Consider the following 17,561-nt stretch of genomic DNA (forward strand, 5'->3'; position numbering starts at 1 on the left):
ATGAATCCGGATGTTACTGACTAATATGTCTATTAAAAGTAGACTATTTATCCTATGTCTGATACCCACTTTTGTCATACTAGCGTTTAGCGCGAATGTCGTTAAAGACTTTCAAAATAAGCTCCATAGTTATCAACTTGTGAGTGAAAAAAATGAAACTATTACCCTGCTGGCGGAGTTTTCTCATCAGATTTATGTCGCTCTAAATCGACGTTTGAATGGTCAAAGTGCAAGAACTGCGATTGATCGCGCTCAGTTAACCCTTACTCTGGTTGCCGATGTTGCACATAAAACCACTCATATCCATCACGGTATACAAACGCCGAATCAAGCCGTCAGCTTTATTGAGGAGCTGCAGTTTATACTCCCCGAATTGTTGACATCAGACACGACTGCGACTTTAGAGATTGGGCAACTGATTTACACCATTTACCATGACTTACTTGTCGAGTTGCGCAGTTTGGAAAGTACAGAAACGTCAATGAGCATTCAAAACCTTGATTTGATTTTGTCTGATCTAAGTTGGTTGTACTTTTGGATGGAAAAAGAAGCTTGGCTGATGCAAGAGATTAAATGGTTAGATCTGCAGTATTCAGACTACGCAGAAGAATACTTTCGTATCCGAGAGCGACAACAGTTATATCTTGATAAGTTCGTCAGTATTGGCGCGAATTCGCAGCAAGTTCAGGTATTACTGGATCTTTTTTCCAGTAGCGAGTTTCAACGCGGTGCAGTTGTTAAAGAGGCGCTACTTAACCATTCTACGGAAACAAAGCTAACTTCAGCGACCACCTTTGTTGATATTATTCATAACCGCAATAAGGCGGTCGAAAAACAACTCGCCGCGTTTTCAGACTCTGTCCAATCGGAGTTGGCTCTTAACATTCGAACCGCTAAACAAGGGCTGTGGCTGATCATTATCTCGGGCTGTGCCATTTTTGCAGTCATGTTTGCCTGGGGAACAAGCACCGTTTATAGAATTAACTCTAAGTTGTCGAAAATTATTAGTGTCATGGGGCATTTAAAAGAGAGAAATGGCGTTGAACAAATACCAATAGATGGTAACGACGAATTTTCTTCTTTTGCTCGTCAACTAAATCATATTATCGAGCAGCAAGTTGAGTATGAACATAAGCTGGTTGATGCAAAAGAGCGTGCAGAGGCTGCCAACAAGGCAAAGAGTATTTTTTTAGCCAATATGTCCCACGAAATTCGTACACCGTTAAACGGTATTATTGGTATGACAGAAATCCTCTCTGAAAGCCATCTATCCGCTGGGCAGCGAGAAATTTTGGTTGACGTCGATAGCTCTTCTCATGCGTTGTTGTTGCTCATTAATGACATTCTTGATCTGTCAAAAATTGAATCGGGCAGTTTGGTGCTTTCTCCGCACAGTGTTGACCTAAGAGACATGGTATATGAAACCATTAACATGGTGTTCTCCAGTGCACTTAAGCAGCAGGTCGAAGTTCATGTGACGTTTCCCTCTAGTATGCCCACAGTAATTGATATCGATGATTTCCGTTTTAAACAGGTGCTGATGAATCTGCTAAGTAATGCCATTAAATTTACTCGAAATGGGGTTGTCACCATAGAGTTGGAGATTTTAGAAGCGACATTTAAATGCCACGTGATTGACAACGGCATCGGTATAGCAGGTGATCGTCTGGACGAAATTTTCAAGCCTTTTACTCAAGAAGATGGCAGTATCACGCGTCGATTTGGTGGCACAGGGTTAGGATTGGCGATTTGTAGTGAGTTGGTTGAACTGATGAGCGGGCAAATTGAGGTAAGCTCGACAATAGGAGTTGGGAGTCGGTTTTCGCTGACCTTTCCACTCGCTATCAGCAATGTTCAACCTGAAGCAAAATCGTTATCAGCGCATTGTGTATTAGTAGCGAATGACTCGATCTATCAAAGTTTGATTGAAGCGGAAAGCGCTCGATTGGGATTAGAAGTCAGCGTCTACAATGCGGTTGACGATATTCCGTCAACCGAAGGTGGTGGTGCTTTGATTATGTACTGTACCGAGCGCAATCGAAGTGCAAGACAAGATGTTACTCTGCTAAGACAACGTTATCCCGCGACAGAAATTATCGGTTTACACCATCATCTATTTATTAAGTCTGAATTGGATATCCTGCTCGGAGCTTCGGTCACTTTGCCGATACTTGGGCATCGATTTGCAGCGATTGTAGAAAGTATGTTGATTAAAGACCTGCACCCAGACTATCCACTCGCTCAACCCGAGCAAAGCTCTCAGTTAGCTGGGATCAAAAAGGTGCTGATCGTTGAAGACAATTTGATGAATCAAAAAATTGCCTCTTTCTTTCTTAATAAAATTGGGATTGATTACATTATTGCTAGCAATGGACAAGAAGCGCTAGATGCAGTGAAAACCGAGGAGCAATTTTGCGCGATTTTAATGGACTGTATGATGCCGATTATGGATGGTCTGACTGCAACCAAACAGATCCGCCAATGGGAAATCGAAAAAAATAAACAAAAGGTGCCTATTATCGCTCTGACAGCAAGCGTGCTGCCAGAAGAGATCCAAAGCTGTTTTGATGCTGGAATGGATGCCTATTTGCCTAAACCCTATAAATCTCAACAGCTATTTGACACCTTCGAACGTTTAAAAGTTACAGCTTAGAAGGTCAGTCAATTTGATTGAGATCGTCGAGTGGTAACCAGTTAACCTTTACCCCTGCTTGGAGGAACATCTCTTGGCTCACTTTGATCTTATCTCCCCAGCGAGAAAGAAAATCAGCCGTTTGCTCAGGACAGTGAACGGCGGAGATACCCGTTTGAATGATTTTGGCTGCACAGTTTGGGCACGGAAAGTGCGTGACCCAGATTTCGCATCCATCCAAATCCCTTTTTGCAAATAGGATCGCGTTTTCTTCAGCATGAAGCGTTTTTAAATACTTCATTTCTCGATCGTCAGTCATTGCACTATCTGAGATGCCATGTGGATAGCCATTAAAACCAACGGATACAATACGGTTCTGTTTTGTAATAACCGCACCAACTTGAGTTGAGGGATCTTTGCTCCAAGAGCCAACAAGTTCAGCCATTTGGTAAAAGCGTTGTGCCCATTTTGAAATCATTTAACCTTCCTTCAGGAGATAGTGAGTGGATAGACCAAGCTAGGTATATCGTGCTGGCTGCACATAAGGTGATTTAATCTGTTCATAATATCCTAATTTAGCATCAAGTAGTCCAGCAAAAACGCTGGTTTGATCAGTGAGCGATTCGTGTTGGCAGGGCCACTGAGATATATGTCACTTTTTTCGTGATGACAATATCGCGTGAGAAATAGAGATCGCCTTTAGCTTTTGTGCGAGATCTCTTACAAAGCTGTGAGCATTATGTGAGGGCGTAGTTGAGAAATTTGGATTAAATTAACCTAACTACATGAATTGTATGGCTATGTGTGTTTACTGACCGACGAAAATCTTGCCGTGTCGAAGAAAATCGCGTTGTGAAATAAAGCGCTTCGCCATAATCTTTAGTTGTCAGCAAGGAGCAGACACGGAACAGGAAAGACCCAAGGATAGGTCATCTTCAGGACGAAGATTCAATTATTCAGGATGAATAATTGGCATGGAAAGCGAAGGACATTGGCTGGACGCTAGTAACTAGGATGGTTACGCAAGGAAAGACAATGGACGCTTAACGGACTAAGGCAATTTCTATCAGGACGATAGAGTCAGGGACACCGCTTAAGGATAAGTGATGAGAGTTAGCTAGGATAGCTAACGGACTGGATTGTCAAGGACACCGCTAGGAAGGCGATGATACGGAAAGTGCTGAAGGATTCAGCGTACTATCAAGGAATAGATGCAGGGAGCACCTTTAGTAGCCGGATTGCTGCGAGTAAGAATGAGCCCCACTAGGCGAAAGCTTAGTGGGGTTTTCTTGTATTTTTGGCCTGAAGAAAACCAACATTTCTAGTTTCGTATTGGTATTAATTCGCCATGTCGTTTGCTGCAAAACAAAATATTGTGAATCAAAAAACAAAAGGCCAACCTCAATAGGTGAGATTGGCCATGATAAGTGTGAACAAAAATTTGGGTTCACTAACAACGTCAGTTGGCTAGGTGACCCTCGGCTTAATTAAGGGTCGCTAATATACCTGCACTATATGTGCCAATTTTTATAGCGTCATATTGCAATGAAATTAGTGAAATTAAGCCTTATCTTTAGCAAATATTTGCATATTGAAATTGCAATGTGCAAAAATGCCTGAATTTGCTAATGATACAATCATGACTAAGTCATAGTTACAGCATTACTAAACTAGCAGTACCGAGGAACGCAAAGAACCCAACTACATCGGTCACTGTGGTTAGAATCACCGAACCTGCTAAGGCAGGATCGAGTTTCAGTTTGTCGAGTGCGATTGGAATCAATACCCCAAACATGGCTGCTGTGATGATATTGACAACAATCGCCAGTGCTATGGTCGCACCTATTATGCTCGATTGAAACCAAAGTCCGGCGAGCCCGCCGATGATCAATGCCCATAGCAGGCCATTAATTGAGCCAATGCCAACTTCATTTTTAAGCAGAGCCCAGCGGTTTCCGGATGTGATCTGATTTAATGCCATGGCGCGTATCATCAGCGTGAGAGTTTGGCTACCTGCGATACCGCCCATAGATGCGACAATTGGCATCAATACCGCTAACGCGACGACTTGAGCTATCACCTCTTCAAACAAGCCGATCGTCACTGATGCTAAGATCGCGGTCATTAAGTTGATACCAAGCCAAACGCCCCTTTTTTGTGAGCTTTTGACCACAGGAGCGAACAGATCATCGCCCTCATCCATACCGGTACCTGCCATCAGGCGACTTTCGTAAATTTCACGTTGTGTCGACAACGCAAAGTGCCAGTCAACCTCACCAATCAGTAGCTGTTCATCGTCGGTGACAGGCATAGTGGACAACGAAGAGTGTTCAAGTGCTTCAACACTTTCTGCTAGTGTTAACTTCGCGTTGAGGGTCAGGACATTCTCAACTGCAATGCTTCTCAGCCGTTCACTTGGCTCTGCGCGCAGCAGATCAATATAGTTCACTAGACCTCGAAACTGCTTACGTTTATTTATCAAGTAAATCTGTTGCGGCGCGTCGTAACTGTATCTCTCCATCAATACCTTGGCTTTTTCCACCGAAATATTGAAAGGCAGAGTAACGACTTTCCTTTCCGCCCAGCGACCGAGTTCATCATCTTGATACTCGTTGGCTTGATCATAGAGTTCGAGTTCGTCCTTCTCGATAAGATGCAGCGCTTCGTTGATGATCTCTTCGGGTAGGGAATCAGCCCATTCTATGAGTGACAGGTTGTCGAGTTTGGCTAAGGTGAGTTTAAGCTCGGTTTCCGAAAGCTCTTTAATAATTGAGTGACGTACTTCTGCACGCGCTTCGGTGAGGACCTCAATATGGAGCTCTAACGGCAGTCCGCGCCATAGCCTGACCCTACCTTCGAGTGGAAATGCTTCAAGGATAAGCGCGACCGATCCTGACTCTAACCCGGCTTCAATCAGTTCATTGAGCTGGGAAACTTGCTCGGAATCTTCCGCGTGTGCAATCTGTGCGATCAAAGTTGAGAGGTCTTGAAACTCGCTCACTGAGTACCTCGTTAATCTGGTTTCGTTTTTGCTGCCTATCAAATTACCTTAAAGGAGCGGAAAAACAATACCTTGTTGCCGTACATTGCTCATATATAAAGCGTTCAGAGCATTTTGAGGTGCTCGGTGGGGGATCTTCTCATTGGCAGTTGCAGTGAAACTGGCTGATAAGATTGGTTTAGATAGCGCAGTCGTCATTGAGTGGAGCAATAAAAGCGCCCATTTAGTGTGCGTAAGGTGACTGTTTAAATGGGCGTTAAGGCCTTGCTTGTTAGGATTGATTAACTTTGGTTATGCCAACGAGAGCCGTATGCTTGGCTGTAGTCGGGTTCTTGATCGTGCTGAGAATCCGCCATCGCTTTCAATGGACCCACTATGGTGCGATAGGGCAGGAACCCAGCAAATGCCTTCAACTCCATATCACCGAGATCGTCGTTGACCTCTCCTTGACTCACTTTTACTGAGGCTTCCGTCAACGCAATTTCAAGTAACATAGTGCTACTAAGCTCACGTTCGCTGTTCAGGCGAACGTCATGGGTTCTTCCTGGAGCAATCTGTTCAATAAAATGGTTGAGTAAGCGATCTTTTTCCGTGTTGTTACTGACTTCAGTAAACGCGCCCAAGACCACCGCACTGCGGTAGTGGGCGCTGTGATGAAAGGCACTTCTCGCCAACACCCAACCATCGAATAAGGTAAACGTGAGGCAGGTGTTTGTCCCCCGTTTCAAGTTACGTAACAGCCGGCTATTGTGGGCACCATGAATGTAGACTTTATCCTCAACACGCCATGCCAGCATGGGGATAACAAAAGGCTGCTCTCTATCTGAAATGGCAATATGAGCGATCAACGACTCATCAATAATCTGGTAGAGTGCTTGTTGGTCACGAACTGCTTTATGGGCCGCTTTTTTCAATTCTGTTCTTTTTGTCATCGATAACATATGGCTATTTCCTGTAATTAGTTGATATAGCTTCAATGTAGCTTTAAATTGGTCCTTAATTTAGGTCCACTTTAATCAAATGTATGGAGCCACTTATGGCGTTGATTGATATCGGAGACTTGCAATTTGGTGGAACAGGACGGACTAAGCAAGATGCGTTGTTTAATGCGATCCGAGACAAAATTGTTGCTCAGTTGTGGAGTAAAGGCGCAAAACTCCCTTCGACGCGCAAGCTGGCTGAAGAACTGAGCCTTAGTCGTAACACGGTGGTACACGCCTACGAGCAATTGCATGCAGAAGGTTACTTGGAAAGCAAAGCCGGATCCGGTCATTTTGTCGCGCTGGAATTGCCTGATCAATTTGTTTCCACTGCGGATACTGGCGACAAGCAAGATTTCAGTGAGCAACCACAAACAATTAATTGGGCATTCTCACCGGGCGTTCCTGATCTTGCTCAGTTTCCGCATCAAAAATGGCAACGTTTACTGATGCGACATATGGGGAGAACAAGTTTACTCGCTGCAAATAATATCCAAGGTGACATGCAGCTTCGTCAAGCTCTGTGCCACTACTTAGCCACAAGCCGTTCTGTGGTGTGTAACCCAGAGTGCATAGTGATCACCTCCGGCGCTCAACAAGCAGTAGCCATTGCCACGCTGCTGACGGTTAAACAGGATCGCCGTTTACTAATGGAACAGCCAGGTTATGCGCAGATGGCGAAAGTGATCACCTTGTTCAACTGTTCGCTCGAACCAGCGCCTGTTGCGCCGAAACGCGGATTAGATTTTGATGCTGTTGAACGAAGTGACGCAAAAACAATATACGTAACACCGAGCAACCAATACCCGCTCGGAACCACGCTAGATATTAATCAGCGGCTACGTTTAATTGAGTGGGCGCGCGACCGTGGCGGTTGGATTATTGAAGATGATTATGACAGTGAATTCCAGTTTGCTCATCGCCCTTATCCAAGCTTGCAAGGCTTAGCCGCCAAAATGGGGCATGAGCAGCATGTCATCTATGTTGGTTCTTTGAGTAAAGTGATGTTCAACGGCTTACGTCTTGGTTATCTGGTGTTGCCTCAGTCTATGGTGGCGGAAGCCTTGACAATAAAAGATGCGTTAAGTGGTGATTCGCCCACTCACACTCAAGCCGCGTTGGCAGATTTTATCCACGAAGGGGACTTGATTCGCCATATCCGAAAAATGCGCCGCCTCTACAAGCAAAAGCACCAACTTATGGTCACTATGATTGAACGTTATTTTGCCGATTCAGTTGAGATCATCAGTCAGGCGGCTGGTCTTCACGTGACTTTGCGCTGGTACGGCTTTATTTCTGAGCAAGATTGGACGGAACGCGCGCGCGAAAACAATATCGTGATACGCCCTTTTAGTTATTACGAACAGCATCAACCACGCCCTGTGCGCAATTGGTCAGGAGCCGTTTTGGGCTTTGGCAATGTCACGCTTGATGACATAGAACCTAAGATTCGAACGCTTGCTGAAATCTTTAAATCGTGATGTGATGGATGATGAAAAGAGTGAGAAAGTAAGGAAAACATATGTGCCGATGGTTGGCCTATCAAGGCGCTCCGATTTATCTTGATGAACTGGTTTACCAACCGGAGCACTCATTGGTTCATCAACGCTTAGAAGCGCGTAAAGCCGTTACAAGGGTGAATGCCGATGGATTTGGCTTAGGTTGGTACACCGAGCGCCGCACTCCAGGACAATTTCATGAAGTGCTCCCTGCTTGGGGCGATGAAAACCTTCGTTCTCTTGCACATCACATTCGTTCTCATCTATTTATGGCGCACGTGCGTTCTTCAACTGGGACGCAAGTGTCGCGTTCCAACTGCCACCCATTTATCCTTGATAATTGGATGTTCCTGCACAATGGTCAGATTGGCTGTTTCGAACAAGTTAAGTTTGAGCTGGAACGTCAGCTCTCTGAACCGTTATTTTTACAACGTAAGGGTACGACTGACAGCGAGTTAATCTTTCTCCTCATGCTGCAAAATGGCTTAAAGGAAAATCCGATTCGGGCGATTAAGCACACGCTAGCGATGGTATGTACCGTGATGGAGAACAAACAGATCGCTGAACCGCTCAAAGCCTCAATTTGCATCTCTGATGGCGCTCAGTTCTGGGTGGTTAGGTACAGTTCCGATCAACAAGCGCCCACTGTATTTATCAAACAAGAGGGGGCGAATGTTACTCTCGCATCAGAGCCGTTAGAAAAAAGTGATCAATGGATGGCCGTCACGCCGCAAAGTATTCTTGCCATCCATGCGGATCATATAGAGTCATACGCGATTTGAGTTTTGAATGGTTCGCCATTTGTTCCAGGGAAGGCTGAGCAGAACAAAAATGGTTACCGCATAAAGCATTGACCAACCTAAACAAATGAACACCGCAGTGCACAGCAGTAGCGCGATAGCAGCAAGGTAGCGACTAAAACCAGACAGCAGTTTGTAGGCCGCGAGCATGGCAAGCAAGTAAACCAATACAAAAATGCCGTTGGCCAATTTAAGGAAGAATTCCAAGTCTAAGCCTGATAGCTTGCCGGCAACACACGAGGCAAGGGCGACGCCACCCACCGCAAAGGTGGCGTTGGCTGGAACACCACGAATAGAAAGTCGAGCGAGGGCGCTATTAGGGCTGTATTCTTTTGCTTGCGCCCACACCATGCGCGATAAACTTTGTGTATACAGATTGACGCTAGCAAAACAGGCGCCAAAGCCAATCACACTAATCAAAGCTTTAAATTCACTACCAAACAGCTTTTCTGATATCCACGGGATAGAAGCACTGTCGAAGGCTGACGAGCCATACGCGCCCATCTTTAATACGATAATTGAGCAAATCCAGTAAGTCGCCCCCGCGATAAAACAGCCGACTATGATCGCTATTGGGAAATCTCGTTGCGGGTTTTGGAACTCTTCTCCCATATGAGCGAAAGCTTCAATACCGACAAAGCACCAGAACATCACACCGAGCGCGGCACCAATTGACCACAAGCTGTCGCTATTCATCGCCGGTAAGACAAGATCTTGCGAGGTAAAGTTGCCTTTCCACCAAAAGGCGGCCATTAAGGCGAAAATCGAGAGTGCGATAAAGGTTTGTAGCCGCCCTGATGATTTCGCACCAGCTAGGTTAACGCCAATCAACATAACGATGGTTAGCAGTTGAGCAAATAATGCCGAGTTGATGCTATCAGGTAGAAGCTGTTGCAAGAACCCCCCGGCCAGTGCGATCGCTGCTGGAATGCCGACAGGCACAACGCTTAAAAATAACCAGGCGACACTTTTTTCTAGTTTGCTATTGAACGCTTGGCGCACAAAGTAGGCGGTGCCACCTGCATTTGGGTAACGCTTGCCGAGTTGGGCGAAGGTAAGCGCAATCGGACAGATAGCGATAAATAGGATCAGCCACGCCCATAACGACTCGTAGCCTGCAATCCCTGCAACAATTGCGGGCACCATAAACAGTCCGGTCCCCAGCAGTGTGGTGGACAATTGCCCGATACCAGACAGTAGGGTGATTTCTTTTTTGAGTTCGCTCATTCCGTTTCCAACGCATCCAAAATCGCTTTCGCAATAGGTTATATCAGACGTACTCAGTATGCAGTAGTCATTTCGTCACCGATGCTGGTCACATTGTCGGTTTGTGGTACTCATTACGGCAATTTACCTGCTTTCCTCTGGTCAAGTTTTATGTCACATTGCGATGATTCACTCTGTGCTAACTAATTCTATGTTTAACCATCTTAATCTTAACTTGCTGCGTTCGCTGCATGTGCTTTTAGAAGAATGTCATGTTAGCAAAGCGGCCGATCGCCTTCACATCACCCAATCTGCGATGAGTCGCCAGTTGTCGCAACTGAGAGAGGTGTGTGCGGATCCGTTATTGGTTCGAAACGGCAATCAATTGGTGCCGACGCCAAGAGCGCTAGAGATGAAAGACAAACTGTGTCAATTGTTGGGTGAGTTTGACGCATTGTTAGCCGATAAGCCGTTTGACCCTCAAGTGTGGAAACAAGAGTTTGTCCTCTCCTCCAGTGATTATGTGGCTCAGTATATCGTTCCTGATGTGGTAGCGGTTTTGGTCGAGCAGGCTCCGCGAGTCAATATTGCTTATCGGTTGTGGCAGCCAGAGTTCCTCTCCCAGTTTGATTCGACGGGCATTCATTTAGCGTCGACCATGCTTTTCGAGCCGCCCGAACATCTCAGCAGTGTCAAACTTGGTCAAGACAAGTCGGTGTGCTTGATGAGAAAAGCGCATCCTTTAAGTCACAAGCAGCCGCTCAGCTGCGAAGCTTTGGTAGGTTACCCTCATCTCAAAGTGACGGGAGGAGGGGACAAGGATTCCAACGCTGACATCGAGCTGAATAAGCGAGGTTTTCGCCGCAGGATAGCGCTTAAGGTGCCATTTTTCTCGGCCGCGGTGAATGCGTTAACCAACAGTGATTATCTGATGGTTGTCCCAGAGCATATCGCGCGTAATCTCTGCAATGAAGCCGAGCTTATCTACAAGCCACTGCCATTTGATACCGAGTTTCACCAATACTGGTTGATGTGGCACCCTAAATATGATCATGACAAAGCCCACCAATGGATGCGTGACAAAGTCTATGTTGCGATGCAGACGTCGAGCTATTCGATTGGTATGATTTGAAATCATGACCACTATGATTAACTTTGATTTCAAATCATTTAACTGATGGATTAGCTTTGGGTTATTGAAACTCACAGCGTATAGGGCTTTTGTATGACACTCACGGTTTGGCTATCTTTATTCACCATTAGTATCCTTGGTGCTATGTCGCCGGGGCCGAGTTTGGCTGCAGTTGCCAAGCATAGCTTAGCTGGCGGTCGGCTTAACGGTTTAGCGGCCGCTTGGGCACACGCGATGGGGATTGGCCTGTATGCTTTTATCACGCTAATTGGCCTAGCCGTCGTGTTACAGCAATCTCCAATCGTGTTTAAAACCATTAGCTATGCTGGTGCGGCTTATCTCGCCTATCTTGGTTATAACGCGTTACGTTCGAGAGGAGGCGTTGCCGCCAAGCTTGAGTCAGGGGAACGAACCAGTCTGTGGCAGTCAGCACGAGAAGGATTTCTGATTTCTTTGCTTAGCCCCAAGATTGCTCTGTTCTTTATCGCTCTGTTTAGCCAGTTTGTTGCCGTTGGTGATAGTGTCGCCGCTAAAGGCTTAATCGTGTTGACGCCTATGGTGGTCGATGGTTTATGGTACAGCCTGATTACATTTTTGCTTTCCAGCCCGAGATTAATTGATAGAATCCGTTCAAAAGCTTTGTTAATAGACCGATTGTCAGGCGCAGTTTTAATTTTGCTTGCGTTACGTGTAGTCCTGACAGTGTAGTACTTATCAGTATCACTCTTTGAACCTAGGTTCATCATTGTGTGGTAGTGAGTGAGGCTAAATCGGTCACGCTCACGTTGCCAAGTGGGCCAAAAGGAGAAATAAGAATGATAAGATTGGCGATCATTGGTACCAACTGGATCACAGACCAATTTGTTGAAGCGGCGCTAAAAACTGGCGAGTATCAGCTCGCAGCCGTGTATTCCCGTTCACTAGAGAGTGCAGGTCAGTTTGCCGAAAAGTATGACGCACCTGCTTTGTTTGATGATATCGATGCGCTCGCGGCGTCGCCGTTATTTGATGTGGTGTACATCGCTAGCCCGAATGTGCTTCATGGCCCTCAAGCGCTACAAATGATGAAAGCGGGTAAACATGTCATCGTTGAAAAACCAATGGCATCTAACTATGCGTTAGCGCAAGAAATGTTTGACGTGGCGCAGCAGAACAATGTGTTGCTGTTTGAAGCTTTTATGTCTGCACATATTCCTAATTTCAAACGCTTAAAAGAGTCTTTGTCCTCAATTGGCAAGATTCGTAAGGGTCTGATCACGTATTGCCAGTACTCTTCGCGCTATCCGAAATATCTGGCGGGGGAAAACCCGAATACGTTTAATCCTGATTTCGCCAATGGTTCGATTATGGACATCGGGTTTTACTGTTTAAGTTCAGCGATAGAGTTGTTTGGCGAGCCCCTGTCTGTGGTTGCACAGGCGCAGCTGCTAGATTCAGGAGTGGATGGCAGTGGTAGCGTGATCCTCAAATATGAAGGCTTTGAAGTGGTTTTACAGCATTCCAAAACAAGCGATTCTTATCTGCCGAGTGAGATCCAAGGCGAAGAAGGTGCGTTATTGATGGACATGATTTCCACGGCCAAGAAACTGACTAAGTTTACTCGTGGTAGTGATCTAGGTATCGATTTGAGTGTTAAACAAGAATCCAATCCGATGTATTACGAGGCGCTTGAATTTGCTAACCAATTCAAGCAACAATCAATGAATCCTAGCTGCACTCAACGTTCGTTAATTGTGGCTAAATTGCTTGAGGAAATTCGACGTCAAACGGGCGTTGTATTCCCAACAGATAAGAAACACTTTGCAAAAAAGACTAAATAGAGAGCGCGCGATGCAAGCTGAAGTTAAGTGGGTAGAAGAATTTAAGTTTCTGGGCCAATCCCAATCAGGGCACTCCATTGTTATGGACGGCAATGGGGGAGCAACAGCACCTAGCCCGATGGAGATGGTTTTGATGGCAGCTGGTGGGTGTAGCTCGGTTGATGTTATCGATGGACTGAAAGAGGCTGGGCAGGCGGTAACGGCCTGTAATGCAAAGTTGACCACCCAGCGTCGTGATAGTGCCCCACGTATTTTCACTCAGGTGAATATTCATTTTGAAGTGTCGGGTGACAACCTCTCTCCAGACGTTGTGGCGCAAGTCGCGGCAGATTCGTTAGAGAAATACTGCTCGGTCTGTTTGATGCTAGGTAAAGGCGTTGAAATGACACACAGTTGGGAAATTATCTAACGCTTTGATTACACGTTTCGAGCCGAGCGTTCAGCTCGGCTTTTTTGTTTGAGTAAGCCAACATGATAAACAGTTCGCATAAATTTACGCTGGCAGGTGTCGTCGCTATTTTGCTTTGGAGTAGCGTAATGGGATTTGCCAGAACGGTAACAGAAATGCTTGGGCCAGTCGGAGGCGCCGCATCAATTTACACTGTGGCATCAATCTTCCTTGTCTTGGTCATGGGCTTGCCGAAAGTACGTCACTACTCACTGCGTTACGTTGTGATCGGTGGAGGTTTGTTTGTTGCTTATGAAATTTGTCTCGCGTTAGCACTTGCTATGGCGAACTCGCGTCAGCAAGCAGTCGAAATGCTTGTTATCAATTACCTGTGGCCCGCTTTGACAGTGCTAATGGCTGTTGTCACCAGTGGCAAAAAGACCAGCATTTGGGTTTACCCGAGTATCGCATTAGCATTCTTTGGTGTGGCCTGGAGCATTACCGGTGAGCAAGGACTCTCTGTCGCGCAGATCGCCGCTAACGTAGCCACTAATCCTGTTACCTACGCAATGGCCTTTGTCGGCGCCTTTTTGTGGGCGATCTACTGCAACCTCACTAAGCGTATTTCCAATGGGCAAAACGCAATCACGCTGTTTTTTATAATGACAGCTGTGACGCTATGGATTAAGTATGCGTTGAGCGGTGAGACAGGGATGACACTCAACCTCGAATCGGCAGGCCTACTACTGATTTCAGGGATCGCGATGGGCAGCGGTTATGCGCTATGGAACTACGCCATTATCGGCGGCAATATGGTGCTACTTGCCACCTTGTCTTATTTCACCCCAGTGCTTTCGACGGTGATTTCATCCGTCATTCTTGGTTTAGTATTGAGTCAAAGCTTTTTACAAGGTGTGATCATGGTAACGCTGGGATCTTTATTGTGCTGGTGGGTAACAAGAGAGCACGGCAACAGTTAGCTGTCTAATATTACAAAACTATTACTACCAAACTATGTCAATTGGGGTACCTGGTGAAACAAGTTTAAGCAGTTCATCCATCTCGCGATTGCTAATTGCAATACAACCATTCGTCCAGTCAAAGCTTTGTACATAACTGGCTGGGCGCGTTTCTCCGTTCTTTAGACCGTGAATTTTAATGTCTCCCCCAGGGTCCAAATTAAGTGAACGAGAATAGGCAATATCTCTGGCGTTTGGATAGCTGATATGAATTGAGCGGTAAAACTCAGAATCTTCTATTACAAAGTCTAGATAGTATCGCCCTTCCGGTGTACGTTGGTCACCCTCATAGAGCTTATGTCCTTTAGGTCGCTTACCAAGTGCGATGCGGAACTCCTTGATAATGCTGTCATTCTCAATCAAGTACATGCGCCGTTTGGACTTATCCACTTTTATTACGTCGACATCAGCCCAAGCAGGAAAACACAACACTGCAGCAAGCAAGTACAAGCCTTTCATTAAGGTTACTCTTCCTAGTTCGTTTCTATAGAAGTGTACTGTATTCAACCCAGACAGGGAGTATTATTACGTCAAACTATTTTGTGAAATTTGAACTGCAACAATAATGAAATTAATGGAAACAAGGTCATGGAAAAAATGCAGTAGGTATCATATATGGACACATTGTTTTAGTCTGTTTGCGAGTCACTTAACAACCGTTTGCGAATCTCATTGCTTGCCAATTGATAGCTGATTACGTTTTAAGCCGTATAGCGATAATTTTTATGGTTTAGGCTAGGCGTATGCTTTCACGAGTACTTCTTAAGGATATTCTTTCCGCCAGAAATCAGCGATTTTTGGCTAATGCTCTATTTCAGTATCTTGATGAATTAGCCGAGCCTGAAAACATGGCGGTGTTTGTAGAAATCAAACGAGGACAAGTCGGGGAGTTCTTGTTCCAGCATGGCAGTCCTGCCGCGATTTCTTTGTATCCTGAAACTTTCTGGACTTGGGTGTCTCAGTTTGACACTTCTGATGGTTTAATTCCTTTAGCCATCAATACTTGTCAGTGGCAATACACGCAGGTTATGGGGACAGACAGCTATGTTTTTATGCTGGACAATCATCCTGATGTTCGCACCTATCTGATTATTGAAAATTTCCAGCTAGACAAGCTTGAGCAAACAAATCAGACCCATTATTTAGATACTCTTCAAGTGATTGCTGCTCGTTGGCAATGTGTGCGAGCAGAAACCGAAGCCGCCAAAGAGTTTAAACAGCGAGATATTAAAGAAGCCAAATATCTGGATGTGATTAAACAGCGCGAACTGTTTATCGATAATATGAAGTTGGTGCAAGAGGTGGCGGTCGAGATATCTAACCCTACTAGTCTTGATGAACTGTATCGTATCGTTGTTGAAGTTATTCGTGACAAATTGGGTTTCGACCGCGCGACATTCATGCTGCTCGATATCAAAAAACGTTGTTTTAATGGTACTTATGGTACCAATCAACAAGGCCAGACAGTCAGCGAGCACCACACCCAGTATGACCTTCATCAACTAGAAGAAACCTACATTAACGCGCTGTTTGAAGGTAAAGAAAACCTGGTCATCGTTGAAGAAGCGCCACTTTATATGGCGGGCAAAGTGATCGGTCAGGGTTGGAATGGCATGCTGATCTTACGCGACGACAATGAAATTATCGGTTGGATTGCGATGGACAACTACATAAATCGCACCCCAATCACCTCTTATCAGCGCCAAATGTTGGAATCCTTTGGTTCACTTTTATCTCAGATCTATATTCGTAAGCGGCAAGAGCAAAACGTGCGTATGCTTCATGCGAGCATGGTTGAACTATCGCGCTGTATGACAGTCAGTGAGGTATGTAAATCTGCGGTCACATTTGCGATTAATCGCTTAGGGATTGACCGTTTTGCCGTATTCCTGACAGATAAAGATTGTACCCATATGCAAGGCACTTGGGGAACCGACATCCAAGGCAATGTCGTGGATGAGTCTTACTATCGCTCAGACACTGTCGATCGTGCCATTGTTCAGGCAGCGCAAACCAACCCTAATGACGTTGTATTTGAAGAATCCGTCCCAATTTATCACGACTTTCATATTGTTGGTTTTGGCTGGACGGCAATGACCATGCTGGTTAGCAACAGTGGCGAGCCGATCGCGTTTATCGCCGCCGACAATCTCATCAAACGCTCACCACTGACGCACCAACTGCGCGAAGTCATTCGTATGTTTGCATCGAATCTGACCGAAGTGCTATTGCGAACTCGTGCTCAGCAGGCAATCCATGAACTGAATGACAACCTAGAGAAAGAGGTAAAAGCACGTACCCGAGAGCTACAAAAAGCCAATGAGCAATTGGAAACCATGGCTAAGCTTGACCCTCTTACTCGCTTGGGTAACCGGAGAATGCTCGAATCACTTCTCGAACAGCTCTGTTTTGAAGGGGACGATAGCCCAAATTGTTACGGTTTAATCCTGGTGGATATTGACCACTTTGGCTTATACAACAATTGTTACGGTCATATGCAAGGGGATATCGCGTTGATGAGAATTGGCAGTATCTTGCAAAAATATACTCAAGCCGAGCGAGAAGTGTTTTGCCGTATTGGCGGAGAAGAGTTTGCACTTTTGGTTTCAAGCCAAAATGCTGAGCAAGTCGCTAGCTTGGCTGAAAGCATTCGTGAAAGGATCGAAAAAGAAAATATCCTCCACGAAGAGAACAGCATCCACAACTCACTGACTGTATCGGTCGGCTTTTCGGTGATGGAACTGAACCAAAGTCAATTCAGCTTTGATAAGCTCTATAGATCCGCCGACAAGTCTCTCTATAAAGCCAAAAATAAAGGTCGTAACCAAGTCATCGGCACCGTCTCTTTGCTTGAAGGGGTGTGATGAGGTGCTGACCTAGCTTTTCCTGCAGACCATTTTACGCTCAGAGAAATAGCTCAACTTAACAATTGACGCTCTAAGTACAGCATATAGTGTGTACTTAACGCTATGAACAGACATAATATTTCCTTTCGTTTACACCACTCTATTTACGTGGTGTAATGTTATTTATCAGTGTTTGCCAGTCAACGATTTGAGATAAACCACAATGACGGGCGCAACT

General features: G+C 45.4%; 14 protein-coding genes. 9 read left to right on the plus strand and 5 right to left on the minus strand.

Features of this window, described 5'->3' with window-relative positions:
- Positions 1-10: 10 nt before the first annotated feature.
- Positions 11-2,653: a hybrid sensor histidine kinase/response regulator gene (locus TW81_RS03195; RefSeq protein ID WP_045954291.1), complete on the plus strand. Its 2,643-nt coding sequence runs from the start codon at positions 11-13 to the stop codon at positions 2,651-2,653.
- A 4-nt stretch (positions 2,654-2,657) separates the two neighbouring features.
- Here the strand turns inward: TW81_RS03195 and TW81_RS03200 are convergent, their stop codons facing one another.
- From TW81_RS03200 to TW81_RS03210, 3 genes are all read right to left on the minus strand, one after another.
- Positions 2,658-3,110: a dCMP deaminase family protein gene (locus TW81_RS03200; protein WP_045954292.1), complete on the minus strand. Its 453-nt coding sequence runs from the start codon at positions 3,108-3,110 to the stop codon at positions 2,658-2,660.
- 1,176 nt (positions 3,111-4,286) lie between these two features.
- The gene (locus tag TW81_RS03205) at positions 4,287-5,633 is read right to left on the minus strand and encodes a magnesium transporter (RefSeq protein WP_045954293.1); all 1,347 of its coding nucleotides are present in this window, start codon (positions 5,631-5,633) and stop codon (positions 4,287-4,289) included.
- Between the two features lie 281 nt (positions 5,634-5,914).
- Positions 5,915-6,574 carry a pyridoxamine 5'-phosphate oxidase family protein gene (locus TW81_RS03210; protein ID WP_045954294.1) on the minus strand — a complete coding sequence of 220 codons (660 nt, stop codon included), beginning with the start codon at positions 6,572-6,574 and terminating at the stop codon, positions 5,915-5,917.
- 95 nt (positions 6,575-6,669) lie between these two features.
- On the opposite strand from TW81_RS03210, the gene pdxR reads away from it, so the two are divergent.
- Both pdxR and TW81_RS03220 read left to right on the plus strand, forming a co-directional pair.
- The gene (gene pdxR, locus TW81_RS03215) at positions 6,670-8,094 is read left to right on the plus strand and encodes a MocR-like pyridoxine biosynthesis transcription factor PdxR (protein WP_045954295.1); all 1,425 of its coding nucleotides are present in this window, start codon (positions 6,670-6,672) and stop codon (positions 8,092-8,094) included.
- Between the two features lie 41 nt (positions 8,095-8,135).
- Positions 8,136-8,894 (plus strand): class II glutamine amidotransferase, encoded by a 759-nt coding sequence (locus TW81_RS03220; RefSeq protein WP_045954296.1) that lies wholly within the window; start codon positions 8,136-8,138, stop codon positions 8,892-8,894.
- Here the strand turns inward: TW81_RS03220 and yjeH are convergent.
- Positions 8,880-10,139, minus strand: a complete 1,260-nt coding sequence (yjeH, locus tag TW81_RS03225; protein ID WP_045954297.1) for an L-methionine/branched-chain amino acid transporter — start codon at positions 10,137-10,139, stop codon at positions 8,880-8,882. The two genes, TW81_RS03220 and yjeH, sit on opposite strands and share 15 nt — an antisense overlap.
- A gap of 190 nt (positions 10,140-10,329) precedes the next feature.
- Here yjeH and TW81_RS03230 point away from each other — a divergent pair, with 190 nt between their 5' ends.
- The 5 genes from TW81_RS03230 to yddG all read left to right on the plus strand — a co-directional run bounded on the left by TW81_RS03230 (position 10,330) and on the right by yddG (position 14,438).
- The gene (locus tag TW81_RS03230; protein WP_045954432.1) at positions 10,330-11,250 is read left to right on the plus strand and encodes a LysR family transcriptional regulator; all 921 of its coding nucleotides are present in this window, start codon (positions 10,330-10,332) and stop codon (positions 11,248-11,250) included.
- A gap of 93 nt (positions 11,251-11,343) precedes the next feature.
- Entirely contained in the window at positions 11,344-11,958 is a 615-nt protein-coding gene (locus TW81_RS03235) for a LysE family translocator (protein ID WP_045954298.1), read from the plus strand.
- Between the two features lie 107 nt (positions 11,959-12,065).
- The gene (locus tag TW81_RS03240; RefSeq protein WP_045954299.1) at positions 12,066-13,070 is read left to right on the plus strand and encodes a Gfo/Idh/MocA family protein; all 1,005 of its coding nucleotides are present in this window, start codon (positions 12,066-12,068) and stop codon (positions 13,068-13,070) included.
- 10 nt (positions 13,071-13,080) lie between these two features.
- Positions 13,081-13,479, plus strand: coding sequence for an OsmC family protein (locus TW81_RS03245; protein ID WP_045954300.1), 399 nt, complete (start codon positions 13,081-13,083; stop codon positions 13,477-13,479).
- 62 nt (positions 13,480-13,541) lie between these two features.
- Positions 13,542-14,438 carry an aromatic amino acid DMT transporter YddG gene (gene yddG, locus TW81_RS03250; protein ID WP_045954301.1) on the plus strand — a complete coding sequence of 299 codons (897 nt, stop codon included), beginning with the start codon at positions 13,542-13,544 and terminating at the stop codon, positions 14,436-14,438.
- Between the two features lie 24 nt (positions 14,439-14,462).
- Here the strand turns inward: yddG and TW81_RS03255 are convergent, their stop codons facing one another.
- Positions 14,463-14,936, minus strand: a complete 474-nt coding sequence (locus TW81_RS03255) for a L,D-transpeptidase family protein (protein ID WP_045954302.1) — start codon at positions 14,934-14,936, stop codon at positions 14,463-14,465.
- A 284-nt stretch (positions 14,937-15,220) separates the two neighbouring features.
- Between TW81_RS03255 and TW81_RS03260 the strand changes: the two genes are divergently transcribed.
- Positions 15,221-17,341 (plus strand): sensor domain-containing diguanylate cyclase, encoded by a 2,121-nt coding sequence (locus TW81_RS03260; RefSeq protein WP_045954303.1) that lies wholly within the window; start codon positions 15,221-15,223, stop codon positions 17,339-17,341.
- Positions 17,342-17,561: the final 220 nt, after the last annotated feature.

Source organism: Vibrio galatheae (genome assembly GCF_000967545.1).
Taxonomy (GTDB): Bacteria; Pseudomonadota; Gammaproteobacteria; order Enterobacterales; family Vibrionaceae; genus Vibrio; species Vibrio galatheae.

What these genes read in the sequence shown, in the direction of transcription:
- TW81_RS03195 (WP_045954291.1), top strand. Translation starts at nt 11, where the DNA reads ATGTTACTGACTAATATGTCTATTAAAAGTAGACTATTTATCCTATGT.
- TW81_RS03200 (WP_045954292.1), bottom strand. Translation starts at nt 3,110, where the DNA reads ATGATTTCAAAATGGGCACAACGCTTTTACCAAATGGCTGAACTTGTT.
- TW81_RS03210 (WP_045954294.1), bottom strand. Translation starts at nt 6,574, where the DNA reads ATGTTATCGATGACAAAAAGAACAGAATTGAAAAAAGCGGCCCATAAA.
- pdxR (WP_045954295.1), top strand. Translation starts at nt 6,670, where the DNA reads ATGGCGTTGATTGATATCGGAGACTTGCAATTTGGTGGAACAGGACGG.
- TW81_RS03220 (WP_045954296.1), top strand. Translation starts at nt 8,136, where the DNA reads ATGTGCCGATGGTTGGCCTATCAAGGCGCTCCGATTTATCTTGATGAA.
- yjeH (WP_045954297.1), bottom strand. Translation starts at nt 10,139, where the DNA reads ATGAGCGAACTCAAAAAAGAAATCACCCTACTGTCTGGTATCGGGCAA.
- TW81_RS03230 (WP_045954432.1), top strand. Translation starts at nt 10,330, where the DNA reads ATGTTTAACCATCTTAATCTTAACTTGCTGCGTTCGCTGCATGTGCTT.
- TW81_RS03235 (WP_045954298.1), top strand. Translation starts at nt 11,344, where the DNA reads ATGACACTCACGGTTTGGCTATCTTTATTCACCATTAGTATCCTTGGT.
- TW81_RS03240 (WP_045954299.1), top strand. Translation starts at nt 12,066, where the DNA reads ATGATAAGATTGGCGATCATTGGTACCAACTGGATCACAGACCAATTT.
- TW81_RS03245 (WP_045954300.1), top strand. Translation starts at nt 13,081, where the DNA reads ATGCAAGCTGAAGTTAAGTGGGTAGAAGAATTTAAGTTTCTGGGCCAA.
- yddG (WP_045954301.1), top strand. Translation starts at nt 13,542, where the DNA reads ATGATAAACAGTTCGCATAAATTTACGCTGGCAGGTGTCGTCGCTATT.
- TW81_RS03255 (WP_045954302.1), bottom strand. Translation starts at nt 14,936, where the DNA reads ATGAAAGGCTTGTACTTGCTTGCTGCAGTGTTGTGTTTTCCTGCTTGG.
- TW81_RS03260 (WP_045954303.1), top strand. Translation starts at nt 15,221, where the DNA reads ATGCTTTCACGAGTACTTCTTAAGGATATTCTTTCCGCCAGAAATCAG.